This is a genomic window from Pseudooceanicola sp. LIPI14-2-Ac024 (genome assembly GCF_042188925.1).
Taxonomy (GTDB): domain Bacteria; phylum Pseudomonadota; class Alphaproteobacteria; order Rhodobacterales; family Rhodobacteraceae; genus Pseudooceanicola.
In genome coordinates, this window is sequence record NZ_CP170102.1 from 2,026,578 (window position 1) to 2,041,274 (window position 14,697).

The 14,697-nt window shown below is 69.0% G+C and carries 15 protein-coding genes; 6 read left to right on the top strand and 9 right to left on the bottom strand.

All coding sequences use genetic code 11. From position 1 onward, the window contains the following. Nucleotides 1-20: 20 nt before the first annotated feature. Nucleotides 21-761 (bottom strand): SDR family oxidoreductase, encoded by a 741-nt coding sequence (locus ACE2AC_RS09915; RefSeq protein WP_375691931.1) that lies wholly within the window; start codon nucleotides 759-761, stop codon nucleotides 21-23. A gap of 100 nt (nucleotides 762-861) precedes the next feature. Between ACE2AC_RS09915 and ACE2AC_RS09920 the strand changes: the two genes are divergently transcribed. Continuing rightward, entirely contained in the window at nucleotides 862-1,761 is a 900-nt protein-coding gene (locus tag ACE2AC_RS09920) for a LysR family transcriptional regulator (protein ID WP_375691932.1), read from the top strand. Here the strand turns inward: ACE2AC_RS09920 and ACE2AC_RS09925 are convergent. Beyond that, a complete protein-coding gene (locus tag ACE2AC_RS09925; protein WP_375691933.1) occupies nucleotides 1,758-2,726 on the bottom strand; it encodes a GlxA family transcriptional regulator in 969 nt (322 codons plus the stop codon). The genes ACE2AC_RS09920 and ACE2AC_RS09925 overlap by 4 nt on opposite strands. Before the next feature lie 127 nt (nucleotides 2,727-2,853). Between ACE2AC_RS09925 and ACE2AC_RS09930 the strand changes: the two genes are divergently transcribed. Then, nucleotides 2,854-3,657: an alpha/beta hydrolase gene (locus tag ACE2AC_RS09930; RefSeq protein ID WP_375691934.1), complete on the top strand. Its 804-nt coding sequence runs from the start codon at nucleotides 2,854-2,856 to the stop codon at nucleotides 3,655-3,657. Nucleotides 3,658-3,730: 73 nt separating this feature from the next. Here the strand turns inward: ACE2AC_RS09930 and pyk are convergent, their stop codons facing one another. Further along, a complete protein-coding gene (gene pyk, locus ACE2AC_RS09935) occupies nucleotides 3,731-5,176 on the bottom strand; it encodes a pyruvate kinase (RefSeq protein ID WP_375691935.1) in 1,446 nt (481 codons plus the stop codon). Between the two features lie 116 nt (nucleotides 5,177-5,292). Between pyk and ACE2AC_RS09940 the strand changes: the two genes are divergently transcribed. The 4 genes from ACE2AC_RS09940 to ACE2AC_RS09955 all read left to right on the top strand — a co-directional run bounded on the left by ACE2AC_RS09940 (nucleotide 5,293) and on the right by ACE2AC_RS09955 (nucleotide 7,968). Further along, nucleotides 5,293-6,033, top strand: a complete 741-nt coding sequence (locus ACE2AC_RS09940) for an N-formylglutamate amidohydrolase (protein WP_375691936.1) — start codon at nucleotides 5,293-5,295, stop codon at nucleotides 6,031-6,033. A 320-nt stretch (nucleotides 6,034-6,353) separates the two neighbouring features. Continuing rightward, nucleotides 6,354-6,665, top strand: coding sequence for a DUF1244 domain-containing protein (locus ACE2AC_RS09945; RefSeq protein ID WP_375692090.1), 312 nt, complete (start codon nucleotides 6,354-6,356; stop codon nucleotides 6,663-6,665). A 119-nt stretch (nucleotides 6,666-6,784) separates the two neighbouring features. After that, nucleotides 6,785-7,447, top strand: a complete 663-nt coding sequence (pdeM, locus tag ACE2AC_RS09950) for a ligase-associated DNA damage response endonuclease PdeM (RefSeq protein ID WP_375691937.1) — start codon at nucleotides 6,785-6,787, stop codon at nucleotides 7,445-7,447. 101 nt (nucleotides 7,448-7,548) lie between these two features. Then, nucleotides 7,549-7,968: a PaaI family thioesterase gene (locus ACE2AC_RS09955; protein WP_375691938.1), complete on the top strand. Its 420-nt coding sequence runs from the start codon at nucleotides 7,549-7,551 to the stop codon at nucleotides 7,966-7,968. 76 nt (nucleotides 7,969-8,044) lie between these two features. Here ACE2AC_RS09955 and folD read toward each other — a convergent pair whose 3' ends face one another. From folD to ftsH, 6 genes are all read right to left on the bottom strand, one after another. After that, nucleotides 8,045-8,944: a bifunctional methylenetetrahydrofolate dehydrogenase/methenyltetrahydrofolate cyclohydrolase FolD gene (folD, locus tag ACE2AC_RS09960; protein WP_375691939.1), complete on the bottom strand. Its 900-nt coding sequence runs from the start codon at nucleotides 8,942-8,944 to the stop codon at nucleotides 8,045-8,047. Continuing rightward, a complete protein-coding gene (locus ACE2AC_RS09965; protein ID WP_375691940.1) occupies nucleotides 8,941-9,255 on the bottom strand; it encodes a chorismate mutase in 315 nt (104 codons plus the stop codon). The genes folD and ACE2AC_RS09965 overlap by 4 nt, the downstream gene beginning before the upstream one ends. 2 nt (nucleotides 9,256-9,257) lie before the next feature. Then, complete coding sequence (locus ACE2AC_RS09970) at nucleotides 9,258-10,934, bottom strand: formate--tetrahydrofolate ligase (protein ID WP_375691941.1); 1,677 nt, start codon at nucleotides 10,932-10,934, stop codon at nucleotides 9,258-9,260. A gap of 302 nt (nucleotides 10,935-11,236) precedes the next feature. Further along, a complete protein-coding gene (locus tag ACE2AC_RS09975) occupies nucleotides 11,237-11,839 on the bottom strand; it encodes an MOSC domain-containing protein (RefSeq protein ID WP_375691942.1) in 603 nt (200 codons plus the stop codon). Nucleotides 11,840-11,879: 40 nt separating this feature from the next. After that, nucleotides 11,880-12,656: a methyltransferase domain-containing protein gene (locus ACE2AC_RS09980; protein ID WP_375691943.1), complete on the bottom strand. Its 777-nt coding sequence runs from the start codon at nucleotides 12,654-12,656 to the stop codon at nucleotides 11,880-11,882. Nucleotides 12,657-12,773: 117 nt separating this feature from the next. After that, entirely contained in the window at nucleotides 12,774-14,690 is a 1,917-nt protein-coding gene (ftsH, locus tag ACE2AC_RS09985) for an ATP-dependent zinc metalloprotease FtsH (RefSeq protein ID WP_375691944.1), read from the bottom strand. Nucleotides 14,691-14,697 lie beyond the last annotated feature (7 nt).

The window sequence follows — 14,697 nt, forward strand, 5'->3', positions numbered from 1 at the left end:
GTTGAAGGGATGCGACGGCGTCAGACGACGCCGCCATTGGCGCGCAGCACTTGTCCGGTGACCCAGCCCGCCTCGGGCCCGGCCAGGAACCGCACGACCCCGGCGATGTCGCTTGGGTCGCCCAACCGGCCAAAGGGGGTCATCCCCTTGATCCGGTCGATCAGCTCGGGGCTCTTGCCGTCGAGGAACAGCTCGGTCGCCACCGGCCCCGGCGCCACCGCGTTCACCGTGATCCCGCGCGACGCCAGTTCCTTGGCCAGCACGCGCGTCATCGCCTCGACCGCCGCCTTGGTCGCGGCATAGGTGGCATAGCCCGGCTGGTAGAGCCCGACGACGCTGGACGAGAAGTTCACGATCCGCCCGCCCTCGGCCAGCCGCGTTGCCGCCGCCCGCATCGTCCGGAACGGCCCGCCGAGGTTCACCGCGACCTGCCGGTCAAAGGTCTCGTCCGCGGTCGCCCCGACCGGCGACAGCTCCATGATCCCGGCGTTGTTCACGAGGATGCCGACCGTCCCGAACGCCGCCTCGGCCGCGTCGAAGAGGCGCGCCGCCCCCTCGGGCCGCGACAGGTCGGCCTGCACGGCAACGGCCCGGCCGCCCGCCGCCTCGATCCCGGCGACCACCTCCGCCGCCGCCTCTGCGCCGCGGGCATAATTGACGACGACCGCGTGGCCGTCGGCGGCCAGGGTCCGCGCGACCTCGGCGCCGATCCCGCGCGAGGCGCCGGTGACGATCGCGACCGTGGGGTGAATGTCTGACATGGGTCTCTCCTTTGCGTCTGCCGCCAAGGTAGAGATGCCACCAATCACCAACAATTATGCGCGATTTGACATGATAATTCGATCATGACTAACAATGGTCATGGATCGCCTCACCGCCATGGAACTCTTTGCCCGCATCGTCGAGGGCGGCACCTTTGCCGGCGCGGCCCGCGACCTCGGCATCGCCCGGTCGACCGCGACGCTGGCGATCACCGAACTCGAGGCCGATCTCGGCACCCGCCTCCTCGCCCGCACCACGCGCCACGTCAGCCCCACGCCCGAGGGCGCGGCGTTCTATCACCGCGCCCGCGCACTGCTCGCCGATGTCGAAGAGACCTGGGCGGGCTTCGATGGCACCCCGCGCGGCCACCTGCGGATCAACGCGCCGGGGCTGCTCACGCGCACCTTCCTGGTGCCGGCGCTGCCCGGCTTCCTCGCCCGTTATCCCGACATCACCGTCAGCTTCGGCCAGACCGAACGCCTCGTCGACCTGGTTCGCGAAGGCGTGGACTGCGTGCTGCGGGCAGGCACGCCCGAGGACAGCAGCCTGATGATGCGCCGTCTCGGCACCATGGCCGAGGTCACCTGCGCCAGCCCCGCCTACCTCGCCCGCCACGGCACGCCGCGGGGGACCGACGACCTCGACGGCCATCTCTGCGTCGGCTTCGTCTCGTCCCGCACGGGGGAGGTGATGCCGCTGGAGTTCCGCGACGGCGACCGCCTGGTCACCCGGCAGATGCCCGCCCGCGTCAGCACCGACAATGCCGACACCGCCGCCGATCTCGCGCTGCAGGGTTTCGGCCTGATCCAGGCGCCGCGCTACCGCTTTGCCTCGGCACTGGCCTCGGGCGCGCTGGTCGAGGTGCTGGCCGACACCCCGCCCGATCCGACCCCGCTCAACGCGCTCTACCCGGGCAGCCGGCACCTGTCGCGGCGGCTCGACGTGTTCCTCGACTGGGTGGGCGGGATCTTCGACACGGGCGGGCCGGACCGCGCCTAGTGGCGGAGCGTCCCGAACCGGTCGCGGTAGGCGCTGGCCGACAGGCCCGTCACCCGCTGGAACACCCGGCGAAAGGCGGCCGCGTCCTCATAGCCCACGTCCCAGGCGATCCGCTCCACCGGGTCGCGGCTGAACTCCAGCCGCTCGCGCGCCGCCGCCACCCGCAGGTGCTGGACGTATTCCGTCGGCCGCTGTCCCGTCGCCCTCTGGAACCGGCGCAGGAAGGTGCGCGGCTCCAGCCCCGCCTCGGCGGCCATCTGTGCCACCGACACGTCGCGGCCCGCCCGCGACTGCAGCCAGTGCTGCACCCTCAGGACCGCCGCGTCGCCATGGCTCAGACGCGGGTTGAAGGCACTGTAGTGCCGCTGCTCGCGACCCGCCGGATCGACCAGCAGGAACTTGGCGGTGTCGGCCATCACCGTCGGCCCCAGCACCCGGTGCACCAGCCGCAGGCCAAGGTCGGTCCACGCCATCATCCCCGCCGCGGTCAGCATGTCGCCTTCCTCGACCAGGATCGCCTCAGGGGCGAGCAGCACGTCGGGAAAGGCCTGGTGGAACGCCTCGGTGAAGTACCAGTGCGTCGTCGCCCGCCGCCCCGACAAGAGCCCGCTGTGCCCCAGCAGGAAGGCCCCGACGCAGACCGAGGCCAGCACCGCCCCCGCCGCGTGCCGGTCGCGCAGCCAGTCGGCATAGGGCGCGCTCTCCTCCGCCGACAACGGCGGGCCAAGCCGCCCGGGCACTACCACGATCTGCGGCTGACCCGGCCCCGGATGGCTGTCAAAGCCCCGCGCCCATCCGTCCGGCCCGCGCGACCAGTGGCTGCACCTGATCCGCTGCGCGCCGCCGTGGTCCCGCGCATGGCTGTTGGCGACCGAGAAGAGGTCCCCCAGCCCGTGCACCGTCGCCATCTGGCAGCCGGGATAGAGAAGCAGGGCAATTTCGACAGGCGCTTGGGGATCAGGCATGGCTTTGTCACTTATGACCCGGACAATGTCATATACGCCAATCCTGCGCCCCGGCCAAAGCGCGTAATTTCCTCTCATCGACGGCGGATGGCCCGCCGCGGCACACCCACACAGAGAGGACTACAAAATGACCAAGACCATCGTTCTGATCCACGGCGCCTGGCTCAACAGCCGCTCCTGGGAACACGTCAAAGCCCGTTACGAGGCCCGTGGCTACACCGTCATCGCCCCCGACTGGCCACTCGACGACCGCAGCCCGGCCGCCCTGCGCGCCGCCCCCGACCCGCGGCTGGCCCGGCTGGGCCAGCGCGAGATCGTCGCCCATTACGAGGCGATCATCCGCGCCCTCCCCGAAAAACCGATCCTGATCGGCCATTCGCTGGGCGGTGTCTTTGTCCAGCACCTGCTGGCCCGGGGCCTCGGCGCCGCCGGCGTGGCGATCGACCCCGCCCCCACCCCCGGCGTGGCACTTGGCCCCTCGGCGATCCGCTCGGCCCTGCCGGTGTTCCGCGACCTCTTTTCCTGGCGGAAGGTCAAGGTGATGAGCCGCGACTTCTTCGCCAGCCGCTTCGCCCAAACCCTCGACCGCGCCAAGGTCGACGCCGCCTTCAGCCGCTACATCGTCCCCACCCCGGGGCGGGTCTACTGGAACGGCGTGGTGAACCCGATGAAGATCGACTGGGCCGGCCAGGACCGCGCCCCGCTCCTGCTGATCGGCGGCGGCAGGGACCTGATCGCCGACGCTTCGATGACCCGGGCGATCTTTGCCAAGCAGTCCCGGGCGGCGGCCCCAACCGAACTGAAGGTGTTCGAGGACCGTTCGCACTGGACCCTGCTCGACGACGGCTGGGAAGAGGTCGCCGACACCGCCCTCGACTGGGCCGCGACGCAGGCCGCCCGGGACACCCCGCACCTGCTGCGAGCGGCGTGAATGCCGGACTGTTCAGGGAATGCATCGAGACGGGCCGGGGCATCCTCCGGCCCGTTCTGCGTCGCGTGGGGCCTCAGCCCGGATCGGTCGCGTAGATCAGCCGCTCCTCGCAGGGCGCCACCCGCAGGATATTCGTCGTGCCTTCCTGGTTGAACGGTACGCCCGCGGTAACGACGATCTGGTCCTTCTCGGTCGCGAAGCCGCCCACCCGGGCCGCCCGCGCCGCGTTGACCACCGCCTGCTTGAAGCGTTCCAGTTCCCCGGTCATCACGCAGTTGGTGCCCCAGGACAGGCAGAGCCGCCGCGCCGTGCCGCGTTTCGAGGTCATCGCGATGATCGGCACCCGGGGCCGTTCCCGCGCCACCCGCAGCGCCGTCGTGCCGCTTTCGGTGAAACAGCAGATCACCTTGATATCCGTCGTCTCGGCGATCTCGCGCGCGGCCGCGACGATCCCGTCGGCCACGGTGCCCTTCACCGTCTTGCGGCTGGCCTCGATGATCTCGCGGTAGAGCGGGTCGCCCTCGACCGACTGGGCCACGCTGTCCATCGTCATGACAGCCTCGACCGGGTAGCTGCCCGCGGCGCTTTCGGCCGAGAGCATGACCGCATCCGTGCCCTCGTAGATCGCCGCCGCCACGTCCGACACCTCGGCGCGGGTCGGCATCGGGCTCTCGATCATGCTCTCCAGCATCTGGGTCGCCACGATCACCGGCTTGGCCGCGTTCCGGCACTTGCGCACCAGGCTCTTCTGGATCGGCGGCACCGAATGCACCGGAAGCTCCACGCCCAGGTCGCCGCGCGCCACCATGATCCCGTCCGAGGCCTCGAGGATCGCGTCGAACGCCTTCACCGCCGCCGGTTTCTCGATCTTCGACAGGATCGCGGCCCGGCCGTCGGCCAGCCGCCGCGCCTCGGCCACGTCCTCCGGGCGCTGCACGAAGCTCAGCGCCAGCCAGTCGACACCCAGCTGGCAGACGAATTCCAGGTCCTCGCGGTCCTTCTCGGACAGCGCGGCGAGGTTCAGCACCGCGTCGGGCACGTTCACCCCCTTGCGGTTCGAGATCGTGCCGCCGGTCGTCACCTCGCAATCGGCGAAATCCTTGCCGCAGTCGCGGATCTTCAGCCGGATCTTCCCGTCGTTGACCAGCAGCGTCTGCCCCGGCTCCAGCACGTCAAAGATCTCCTGGTGCGGCAGGGTGACCCGCGTCGCGTCCCCCTCGGCCTCGTCAAGGTCGAGGCGGAAGGACTGGCCCTCCTGCAACTCCTCGGACCCGTTCTGGAACACCCCGACCCGCAGCTTCGGCCCCTGCAGGTCGGCCAGGATCGCGATCGCACTGTCGAGGTCGCGCTCGATCTGCCGGATGATCCGGTGGCGTTCGCGAATCTCGTCGTGGCTCCCGTGGCTCATGTTCAGCCGGAAGACGTCGGCGCCCGCCTCGTGCAGGGCGCGGATCGTGTCGTAATCGTTCGACGCGGGCCCGAGGGTCGCGACGATCTTCGTGTTGCGAAGGCGTCTCATGTCTCTCCTTTGACTGCTCGGGCAGCGCGGCTTGTGCCTTGGCCTCGCCCTTAGTATTGCGTTTTTCCCATGAGGCAACAACCGACAGAGCCCTGCCACGGCCGGGTGACGCAGGCATGACATATCACCCTTTCCAAATCCTGGGCGAAGCCCGCCCGTCGCGCTGGCTGGTCACCTGTGACCATGCCGCCAACACCGTGCCCGATTTCGTGGGCGGCGGCACGCTGGGCCTGCCGCAGGCCGACATGGACCGGCACATCGCCTATGACGTGGGCGCCGCCGGGGTGACGGCGGCGCTGGCCGAGGCGCTCGATGCGCCCGCCATCCTGTCGAACTTCTCGCGTCTCGTGATCGATCCGAACCGCGGCGAGGACGACCCGACGCTCCTGATGAAGCTCTACGACGGCACCATCATACCCGCGAACCGCCACGCCGGCCCCGAAGAGCTGGAGCGGCGGCTTGACGCCTGCTACCGCCCCTATCACCGGGCGCTCGCCGGTCTGGCCGGGCGGCGCGACGACACGGTGCTCTTGTCGATCCATTCCTTCACGCCCCAGCTGCGCGGCCGCCCGCCGCGGCCCTGGCAGGTCGGCGTGCTTTACGGCATGGACGACCGGCTGGCGCAGGTCCTGCTGACCCGCCTGCGGGCCGAGCCCGACCTCTGCGTGGGCGAGAACGAGCCCTACGGCGGTCACCTGCCCGGCGACGCGGTCGAGACGCATGCCATCCGGCACGGCCGCCCGAACGTCCTGATCGAGCTGCGCAACGACCTGATCGCGACCGAAGCGGGCCAACAGGCCTGGGCCACGCGCCTCGCCCCCATCCTGCAAGAGGCCCTGACCGCTTCCGCCCTCTAACCGTAGGGTGCGTGCTCCGCACGCACCTCCCCCACACCAGCAAGCCCCCCTTTCGTCCCGCAGACGCGGCCCCTAGATTACCCCCATCACCATCGAGCTGCGCAACGACCTGATCCCGACCGAAGCGGGCCAAAGGGCCTGGGCCACGCGCCTCGCCCCCATCCTGCAAGAAGCCCTGACCACCTCCGCCCTCTAACCGTAGGGTGCGTGCTCCGCACGCACCTCCCCCACACCGCCCCACACACGCACGCCCCCTTCCGTCCTGCCGCTGCGGCCCCTAGATTACCCCCATCACCGCAAGGAGCCCCGCCATGCCGGACATCGACGACCAGACCCGCATCGAACTCGAGGCCGCGGCCTTCCGCACCCTGCGCGACCACCTGATGACCCAGCGGCCGGACGTGCAGAACATCGACCTGATGAACCTCGCCGGATTCTGCCGCAACTGCCTCTCGCGCTGGTACCAGGAGGCCGCCAACGCCCGCGGCATCGAGATGACCAAGGACGAGGGCCGCGCGGCGTTCTACGGCATGCCCTACGACGACTGGCGCGCGCAGCACCAGACCGAGGCCGACGCCGACAAGAAGGCCGCGTTCGACAAGGCCTTCGCCGACAACGTCGGCAAGTCCTGACCGCCGCACCGCGCCCCGACGCCACCGCACCCGGGACGATCGCCCCCTCTCCGTCCGGGGGCGCGGGCCGGGACAGGGGGCCGACCCCAACCGCCACGCCTCCGCGCCATGCACGACCGATGACCGCCCACGCCTTTTCCTTCCACGGCGCGACCCTTCACGCCCTCGGCTCCGGTGCCCTGCACTGGCCAGACCGCGCCTTGCTCGTCGTGTCGGACCTGCATCTCGGAAAATCCGAACGCGTCGCCCGCCGCACCGGCCAGCAGCTGCCGCCCTACGAAACGCGCGAGACGCTGTCCCGTCTCGAGGCGGACATCGAGGCGACCGGGGCCACCAGCGTCCTTTGCCTCGGCGACAGTTTCGACGACCGCGCCGCGGCCCTGTCGCTGGACGAGGAGGAGCTGCTCTGGCTCACACGCCTGCAGGCCGGCCGCCGCTGGATCTGGGTCGAGGGCAACCACGATCCCGGCCCGCTCGGCCTGGGCGGCGAACACCGCGCCGAACTGGCGCTCGCCGCGCTCACCTTCCGCCACATCGCGCAGTCCGGCGCGGTGGCCGAAGTCTCGGGCCACTACCACCCCAAGGCCAGCCTGACCGCCCGCGGGCACAGCGTCACCCGGCCGTGTTTCCTGCTCGATGCCGACCGGCTGATCCTGCCCGCCTACGGCGCCTACACCGGCGGTCTGCGCAGCCGTGACCCGGTGCTGGCCACCCTGATGCGCCCCGGGGCGCTGGCCATCCTGACCGGCAAGACCCCGCGCCCGATCCCGATGCCCCGCTGACGGCCCGCGATCCCGATGCCCCGTCGGACGGGGTTCCACCCCGCCCCCACATCCGCGCAAACCGCTTGCCGCCTCATCCTGCCGCCGCCAAGATCGCCCGGATGACCGATCCGCTCTTCTCCCGCGTCCGGACAAGCTTCGACGCCTCGCCCATGCTCGCCACCCTTGGCGCGCGGCTGACCCGCGTGGAGCCGGGACTGGTCGAGATCCGCGCGCCCATCCTGCCGTCCTCGCGCCAGCAACAGGGCTATGGCCACGCCGGGCTCAGCTTCACCATCGGGGACACGGCGGCGGGCTACGCCGCGCTGACCATGGCCCCCGAGGGGCACGAGATCCTTACCGTCGAGATCAAGATCAACCTGATGACGCCCGCCATGGGGGACGAGCTGATCGCGACGGGCAAGCTCATCCGTCCCGGCCGCCGCCTGTCGATCGTCACGGCCGAGGTCGTGGCCCGCACCGGCGACACGACCAAGCCGGTCGCGATCCTGCAGGGCACGATGATGCCGGTCCCGGTCTGACGCGGGGACACCGACAAAAACACCGACGCGATACCGACGTAATACCGACGCGATACCGACGTGGCGTTCGGTCTGTTCAGACAGCCAGCCCCTCGGGCTCCGGCAGGCCATGCGCGCGGCAGGCGGCGGTCACGGTGTTGGCCAGAAGGCAGGCGATGGTCAGCGGCCCGACCCCGCCCGGCACCGGCGTGATCGCCCCTGCGACCTCGACCACCGACTCGAAATCCACGTCGCCCACGACCCGCGTCTTGCCCTCGCCCTTCTCGGGGGCGGGGATGCGGTTGATGCCCACGTCGATGACCGTCGCGCCCGGCTTGATCCAGTCGGCCTGCACCATCATGGGCCGCCCCACGGCGGCGACCACGATATCGGCGCGGCGCACCACCTCGGCGATGTCCTTTGTGCGGGAATGCGCGATGGTGACGGTGCAGCTTTCGCCCAGCAAAAGCTGGGCCATCGGCTTGCCAACGATGTTCGAACGGCCGATCACGACGGCCTCTTTTCCCGACAGATCACCCAGGTGATCGCGCAGCAGCAGCAGGCAGCCGAGCGGCGTGCAGGACACCATGGCCTTCTGCCCCGTCGCCAGCTTGCCGACGTTCAGGATGTGGAACCCGTCCACGTCCTTTTCCGGCGCGATCGCGTTGATCACCTTGGTGTCGTCCATGTGCTTGGGCAGCGGCAGCTGGACGAGGATCCCGTGCACCGCGGGGTCGTTGTTCAGCTCTTCCACCTTGGCCAGCAGGTCGGCCTCGGACGTCTCGGCGGGCATCCGGTATTCCCAGCCGTTCATCCCGGCCTCCTTGACCGCGATGCCCTTGTTGCGGACGTAGATCTGGCTCGCCGGGTCCTCTCCCACCAGCACCACCGCCAACCCCGGCACGACGCCCTCGGTTTTCAGCCCCGCCACGTGTTCGGCCACCCGTTCGCGCAGCCGTGCCCCGAAGCTCTTGCCGTTCAGAATAATCGCGCTCATCTGTCCGTCCCGTCCTTGCCCAGAATGCGTTCCTCGCGGGCGATGAAGCCCTCGATCATCACCTGCCAGATGGCCCCGGCGATAGCCGGATCGAGGCCGGAGTCCAAGGCCCTGCCCCGGACTTTCGCCAGCACCTCGGCCACCCGGCCCGGCGCGGCGGCGCCAATGCCCTCTGCCTGTTTCAGCACCACCGCCCGGTCGACGTGGCGCTGCCGTTCCGCCAGCAGGCTCAGCAGCTCCCCGTCGATCGCGTCGATCTGCCCGCGGAGGTCGGCCATCGTGTCGATCCCGCTCGGCTCCGCGCGGCCCATGCTCAGAACAGCCCCTCGATCTGGCCTGCCTCGTTCAGCATGATCGCTTCGGCCGAGGGCACGCGGGGCAGGCCCGGCATGGTCATGATCTCGCCGCAGATCACCACCACGAACCCCGCCCCGGCGCTCAGCCGGACCTCGCGGATCGGCAGGTTGTGCCCGGTCGGGGCCCCGCGCAGGTTGGGATCGGTGGAGAACGAATACTGCGTCTTGGCCATGCAGACCGGGAGGTGGCCGTAGCCTGCCTTTTCCCACTCGTGCAGCTGGTCGCGCACCTTCTTGTCCGCCATCACGTCGTCAGCGCGATAGATGCGCTTGGCGATGCGCTCGATCTTGTCGAAGAGCGGCATGTCGTCCCGGTAGAGAGGGGCGAACTGCGCCTTGCCGGCATCCGCCACCTCGGCCACCCGGCGGGCCAGGTCCTCGATCCCGGCCGAGCCTTCGGCCCAGTGCCGGCAGAGGATAGCCTCGCTGCCCTGCTCCTTCACATAGCCCTTCACGGCCGCGATCTCGGCCTCGGTGTCGCCGAGGAAGTGGTTGATCGCCACCACCACCGGAACGCCGAACATCTTGATGTTGGCGATGTGCCGGCCGAGGTTCGGGCAGCCCTTCTTCACCGCCTCGACATTCTCGGCGCCCAGGTCGCCCTTGGCCACACCGCCGTTCATCTTCATCGCCCGCACGGTCGCCACCAGCACCACGCAATCGGGCGCGATCCCGGCCTTGCGGCACTTGATGTTCATGAATTTCTCAGCGCCGAGATCCGCGCCGAACCCGGCCTCGGTCACGACGTAGTCGGCGCATTTCAGGGCCGTGGTCGTCGCGATGACCGAATTGCAGCCATGCGCGATGTTGGCGAAGGGGCCGCCGTGCACGAAGGCGGGGTTGTTCTCGAGCGTCTGGACGAGGTTCGGCTGCATCGCGTCCTTCAAGAGCACCGTCATCGCGCCGTCGGCCTTCAGGTCGCGGGCATAGACCGGCGTGCGGTCGCGGCGGTAGGCCACGATGATCGCGCCCAGCCGGTCCTGCAGGTCGCTGAGCGAGGTCGCGAGGCAGAGGATCGCCATCACCTCGGACGCCACCGTGATGTCAAAGCCGGTCTGCCGGGGGAACCCGTTCGAGACGCCGCCGAGCGAGGTCACAACGTCCCGCAGCGCCCGGTCGTTCATGTCCATCACCCGGCGCCAGACCACCCGGCGCTGGTCGATGTCCAGCTCGTTGCCCCAGTAGATGTGGTTGTCGATCATCGCCGAAAGCAGGTTGTGCGCCGCGGTGATCGCGTGGAAGTCGCCGGTGAAATGGAGGTTCATGTCCTCCATCGGCACGACCTGGGCGTAGCCGCCCCCGGCCGCGCCCCCCTTCATCCCGAAGCATGGCCCCAGGCTCGCCTCGCGGATGCAGATCGCGGCCTTCTTTCCGATCCGGTTCAGCCCGTCGCCGAGGCCCACGGTCGTCGTGGTCTTGCCCTCGCCCGCCGGTGTCGGGTTGATCGCGGTGACGAGGATCAGCTTGCCGTTCGGGCGGTCCTGCACGCCGTCGATGAAGTGCTGTGCCACCTTGGCCTTGTCGTGGCCGTAGGGGACGAGGTCCTCGGGCGGGATACCCAGCACAGCCCCGATGTCCTGGATCGGTTTCTTCTTCGCGTCGCGGGCGATCTCGATGTCGGATGTCACGGTCATGTTGGCTCCTCTCCGGTCGGAACGGACTCCCTGGTCCCCCATACCCCTACGGATGCAGGGGCGGCGCGGCAATTCCGACCTTTTCCACGGCTGAATCGGCAAGGCCGTTTCTCGTCGGAAACGGATTGCGCCGAAAGGGGAAACTGGTTTCCGGGAACTTGCAGCGTCTACGGATTGTTAAACTTTCAATCCGACAATTTCGGAAAACGGGAGAGACAGATGAAAGCGGTCGCAATCACCATCCACGCATCCTTTGCCCTCAGCCTGCTGCTGTTCGCGGCGATCCTGGCCTGATGGGCCCCTCAGCCGGCCCGGCGCGCCGCGTCGAGTTCGGCCCAGGGGCGCTGGTCGGGGATGAAGAGCGTGAGCTTGTCGCCCACCGTCAGCTGCCCCACCCGCTCCACCCAGGCGGTGACGCCCCGCCGCCCCTCGGCCGCCGGCTTAAACGCCTTTCCGAAGCCGGGGCGCAGGTCCTCGATCACGCGGGCCGGCAGGGTGCAGGGGCGATTGTTCATGTCGATGGTCAAGGTGCAGCCGTCCGGCCCCTGCAGCCGCGAACCCGGCGGGACATGGCTGAAATCCGGGATGCCGCGCAGCAGGATCGTGGTGCCCAGCCAGGCCGGGTCGAGCGTGTCCAGCCCCATCTCGTCCGCGATGGCCTGCAGCTCTTCCTCTGACAGGATCGCGACCTGCCGGGTGTTCCGGATCTCGGTGTTGCGGGGATAGAGCCCGAGGACCCGGCTGCAGGACGGCCGCGTCTCGCCGCCATGGGCCTCGCCCTCGGGTCCGGCAAAGCCGAAGGCCAACGACGGGGCACCGGACGAGGCCAGCGCCGCCTCGCGGTCGGCCACGCGGCCCAGCCAGACGATTTCAGCGGCATGGGTGGTCTTCTTGAGCGCGGCCATCGGCATTCCTCCTGTCTGCGGGCGCAGGAAGCCCGAGCGGTCAGCCGATGTCCAGCGTGAAGAACAGCCGGCGGAACGGGAACAGGACAGAACCGTTGGCGGACCGGGGATAGGCCGCCTCCATCGCCTCGTCATAGAGCTTCTCGATCATCACCCGCTCGCCCTCGTCCAGCGCGTCGAGGATCGGGCGCGCGAAGGTTGAGGAGGTGAAATGGCGCACCGGGTGGCCGGTGTCGGCGGCGGGCAGGATCTGGAAATACTCCGTCTCCCAGAGAAAGAGCCGCCCGAGGGGCGCGAGGATGCGGTGATATTCGACCGGGTCGAGCGTCACGGGGCTCTGCACGGCGGCAGCGCGCCCGGGGAAATTGTCCTCGACCAGGTCGCGCCAGATGCGGTGCGACGGCGCGCGGTTCTGGCGCGGCATCTGCACGGCGAGCGTGCCGCCCGGGGCCAGGCGCCTGGCAAGGGCGGGCAGCAGGCTGTCGTGGTCCCCCAGCCACTGCAGCGCCGCGTTCGAGAAGATCAGCGTCGCGGGCGCCTCTGGCTGCCACGACGCGATGTCGCCTTCGACCAGGTCGGCGTAGGCGCCGGTCTCCCGCGCCTTGGCCAGCATGCTGCGCGAGGTGTCGACGCCCGTGATCCGCCGGTCGGGGAAACGCTGTGCCAGCGCCGGACCGACCGGCCCCGCACCGCAGCCGAGGTCGACGATATCGCCCGCGGGCAGCCCGCCGACCCGCGCCAGAAGGTCCAGCGCGGGCCGCAGGCGCACGTCGCCGAAACGTCCGTAAAGTTCGGGGTTCCAATCCTGTGCCGTCATCGTGTTCCTCCGCCCTCGGGCGCCCTTGCATACAGTTGCATGCAACCTGCACCCGGCGCTGAAAAGATCAAGGGCCGGACAATGTCCGGCCCCTGTCATCTGTCGGTAACGTCACGCTCAGGCGGTCGGTTCCGGCTCCAGCCCGCCGTCCGACTTGGGACGCGGCTTGGTTTTCGGGATGGCGGTGACCGAAGGGGCGGACCCGGCGTCCGACTTGTCCTCTTCGTCCTTGTCGGCCTGCGGCGGCTCGCCCCGGATCACGCGCTTGATCTCGTCGCCGGTGAGGGTCTCGTATTCCAGAAGGCCCTGCGCCAGGCGCTCCCACTCCTCGTGGCGGTCGGTGAGGATCTTGTAGGCCCACTGGTAGGCCTCGTCGATCAGGCGCTTCACCTCTTCCTCGATCAGCTCCTTGGTGTGGGCCGAGACCGAGAAGCCACCGGCACCGTTGCCCATGTAGCCTTCGTGGGCCTGTTCGTAGTCGACATTGCCGACCTTGTCGGACATGCCCCAGCGAAGGACCATGGCGCGGGCCAGGCCGGAGGCCTGCTGGATGTCGCCGGCCGGGCCGTTCGACACCTCGTCCTCGCCATACTTCATCACCTCGGCGGCCTTGCCGGCCATCGTCATGGCCAGCTTCTGCTCGCATTCCGACTTGTGCCAGTTCAGGCGGTCGATTTCCGGCAGCGAGACGACCATGCCGAGCGCGCCTCCGCGCGGGATGATGGTGGCCTTGTAGACCGGGTCACACTTCGGCAGCTCGAGGCCGACGATGGCGTGACCGGCTTCGTGATAGGCGGTCTTTTCCTTCTGGTCGGGCGTCAGGACCATCGACCGGCGCTCGGCGCCCATCATGACCTTGTCCTTGGCGTTCTCGAAATCGACCATCGTGACGAACCGGCGGCCGACACGGGCGGCCATCAGCGCCGCCTCGTTCACCAGGTTGGCGAGGTCTGCACCCGAGAAGCCGGGGGTGCCCCGCGCGATGATGCGCAGGTCGACATCCGGGCCCAGCGGGGTCTTGCGGGCATGCACGCCCAGGATCTTCTCGCGGCCCTTGATGTCCGGGTTCGGCACGGTGACCTGGCGGTCAAAGCGGCCCGGACGCAGCAGCGCGGGGTCGAGCACGTCGCGGCGGTTGGTTGCCGCAAGGATGATGACACCCTCGTTCGACTCGAAACCGTCCATCTCGACCAGCAGCTGGTTGAGGGTCTGTTCGCGTTCGTCGTTGCCACCGCCGTAGCCTGCGCCACGGTGACGGCCGACGGCGTCGATCTCGTCGATGAAGACGATGCAGGGCGCGTTCTTCTTGGCCTGCTCGAACATGTCGCGGACGCGGGAGGCACCGACACCCACGAACATCTCGACGAAGTCGGAGCCCGAGATGGTGAAGAAGGGCACGCCTGCCTCGCCCGCGATCGCGCGTGCGAGCAGCGTCTTACCGGTGCCCGGAGGGCCGACCAGCAGCGCGCCCTTGGGGATCTTGCCGCCGAGGCGCGAGAACTTCTGCGGGTTGCGCAGGAACTCGACGATCTCTTCCAGTTCTTCCTTGGCCTCGTCGATGCCCGCGACGTCATCAAAGGTCACGCGGCCATGCTTTTCCGTCAGCAGCTTGGCGCGGGACTTGCCAAAGCCCATGGCCCCGCCCTTACCGCCGCCCTGCATGCGGTTCATGAAATAGATCCACACGCCGATCAGCAGCAGGATCGGCAGCAGTGACACGAGGAAGGCCTGGAACCCGCTTTCCTCCTGGCTCTTGGCGCTGACCGGCACGCCGGCGTCGATCAGCATGTTGGTGACTTCCGCATCCTGCGGCTTGATGGTGACGTAGTCGTTCCCATCGGTGCCCCGGAACCGGACCTGTTCGCCGTCGATCGTGGCTGAGGACACGTTGCCGTCCTCCACCGAGTCCACGAATTGCGAATAGGGGATCTCGCGGCTCTGAAGCGTGCTGCCGGATCCGCTGAACAGGTTGAACAGCGCCACGATCAACAGCAGCAGTACGACCCAGAAGGCGATATTTCTTGCGGTGCCCAAGGATGCC

Bases quoted from the DNA above. Each gene is read 5' to 3' on its own strand.
- ACE2AC_RS09965 (WP_375691940.1), bottom strand. From the start codon at position 9,255: ATGGGCCGCGCGGAGCCGAGCGGGATCGACACGATGGCCGACCTCCGC.
- folD (WP_375691939.1), bottom strand. From the start codon at position 8,944: ATGAGCGCGATTATTCTGAACGGCAAGAGCTTCGGGGCACGGCTGCGC.
- ACE2AC_RS09915 (WP_375691931.1), bottom strand. From the start codon at position 761: ATGTCAGACATTCACCCCACGGTCGCGATCGTCACCGGCGCCTCGCGC.
- ACE2AC_RS09930 (WP_375691934.1), top strand. From the start codon at position 2,854: ATGACCAAGACCATCGTTCTGATCCACGGCGCCTGGCTCAACAGCCGC.
- ACE2AC_RS09980 (WP_375691943.1), bottom strand. From the start codon at position 12,656: ATGACGGCACAGGATTGGAACCCCGAACTTTACGGACGTTTCGGCGAC.
- ACE2AC_RS09940 (WP_375691936.1), top strand. From the start codon at position 5,293: ATGACATATCACCCTTTCCAAATCCTGGGCGAAGCCCGCCCGTCGCGC.
- ACE2AC_RS09975 (WP_375691942.1), bottom strand. From the start codon at position 11,839: ATGGCCGCGCTCAAGAAGACCACCCATGCCGCTGAAATCGTCTGGCTG.
- ACE2AC_RS09970 (WP_375691941.1), bottom strand. From the start codon at position 10,934: ATGACCGTGACATCCGACATCGAGATCGCCCGCGACGCGAAGAAGAAA.
- pyk (WP_375691935.1), bottom strand. From the start codon at position 5,176: ATGAGACGCCTTCGCAACACGAAGATCGTCGCGACCCTCGGGCCCGCG.
- ACE2AC_RS09925 (WP_375691933.1), bottom strand. From the start codon at position 2,726: ATGCCTGATCCCCAAGCGCCTGTCGAAATTGCCCTGCTTCTCTATCCC.
- ACE2AC_RS09920 (WP_375691932.1), top strand. From the start codon at position 862: ATGGATCGCCTCACCGCCATGGAACTCTTTGCCCGCATCGTCGAGGGC.
- ACE2AC_RS09955 (WP_375691938.1), top strand. From the start codon at position 7,549: ATGACCGATCCGCTCTTCTCCCGCGTCCGGACAAGCTTCGACGCCTCG.
- pdeM (WP_375691937.1), top strand. From the start codon at position 6,785: ATGACCGCCCACGCCTTTTCCTTCCACGGCGCGACCCTTCACGCCCTC.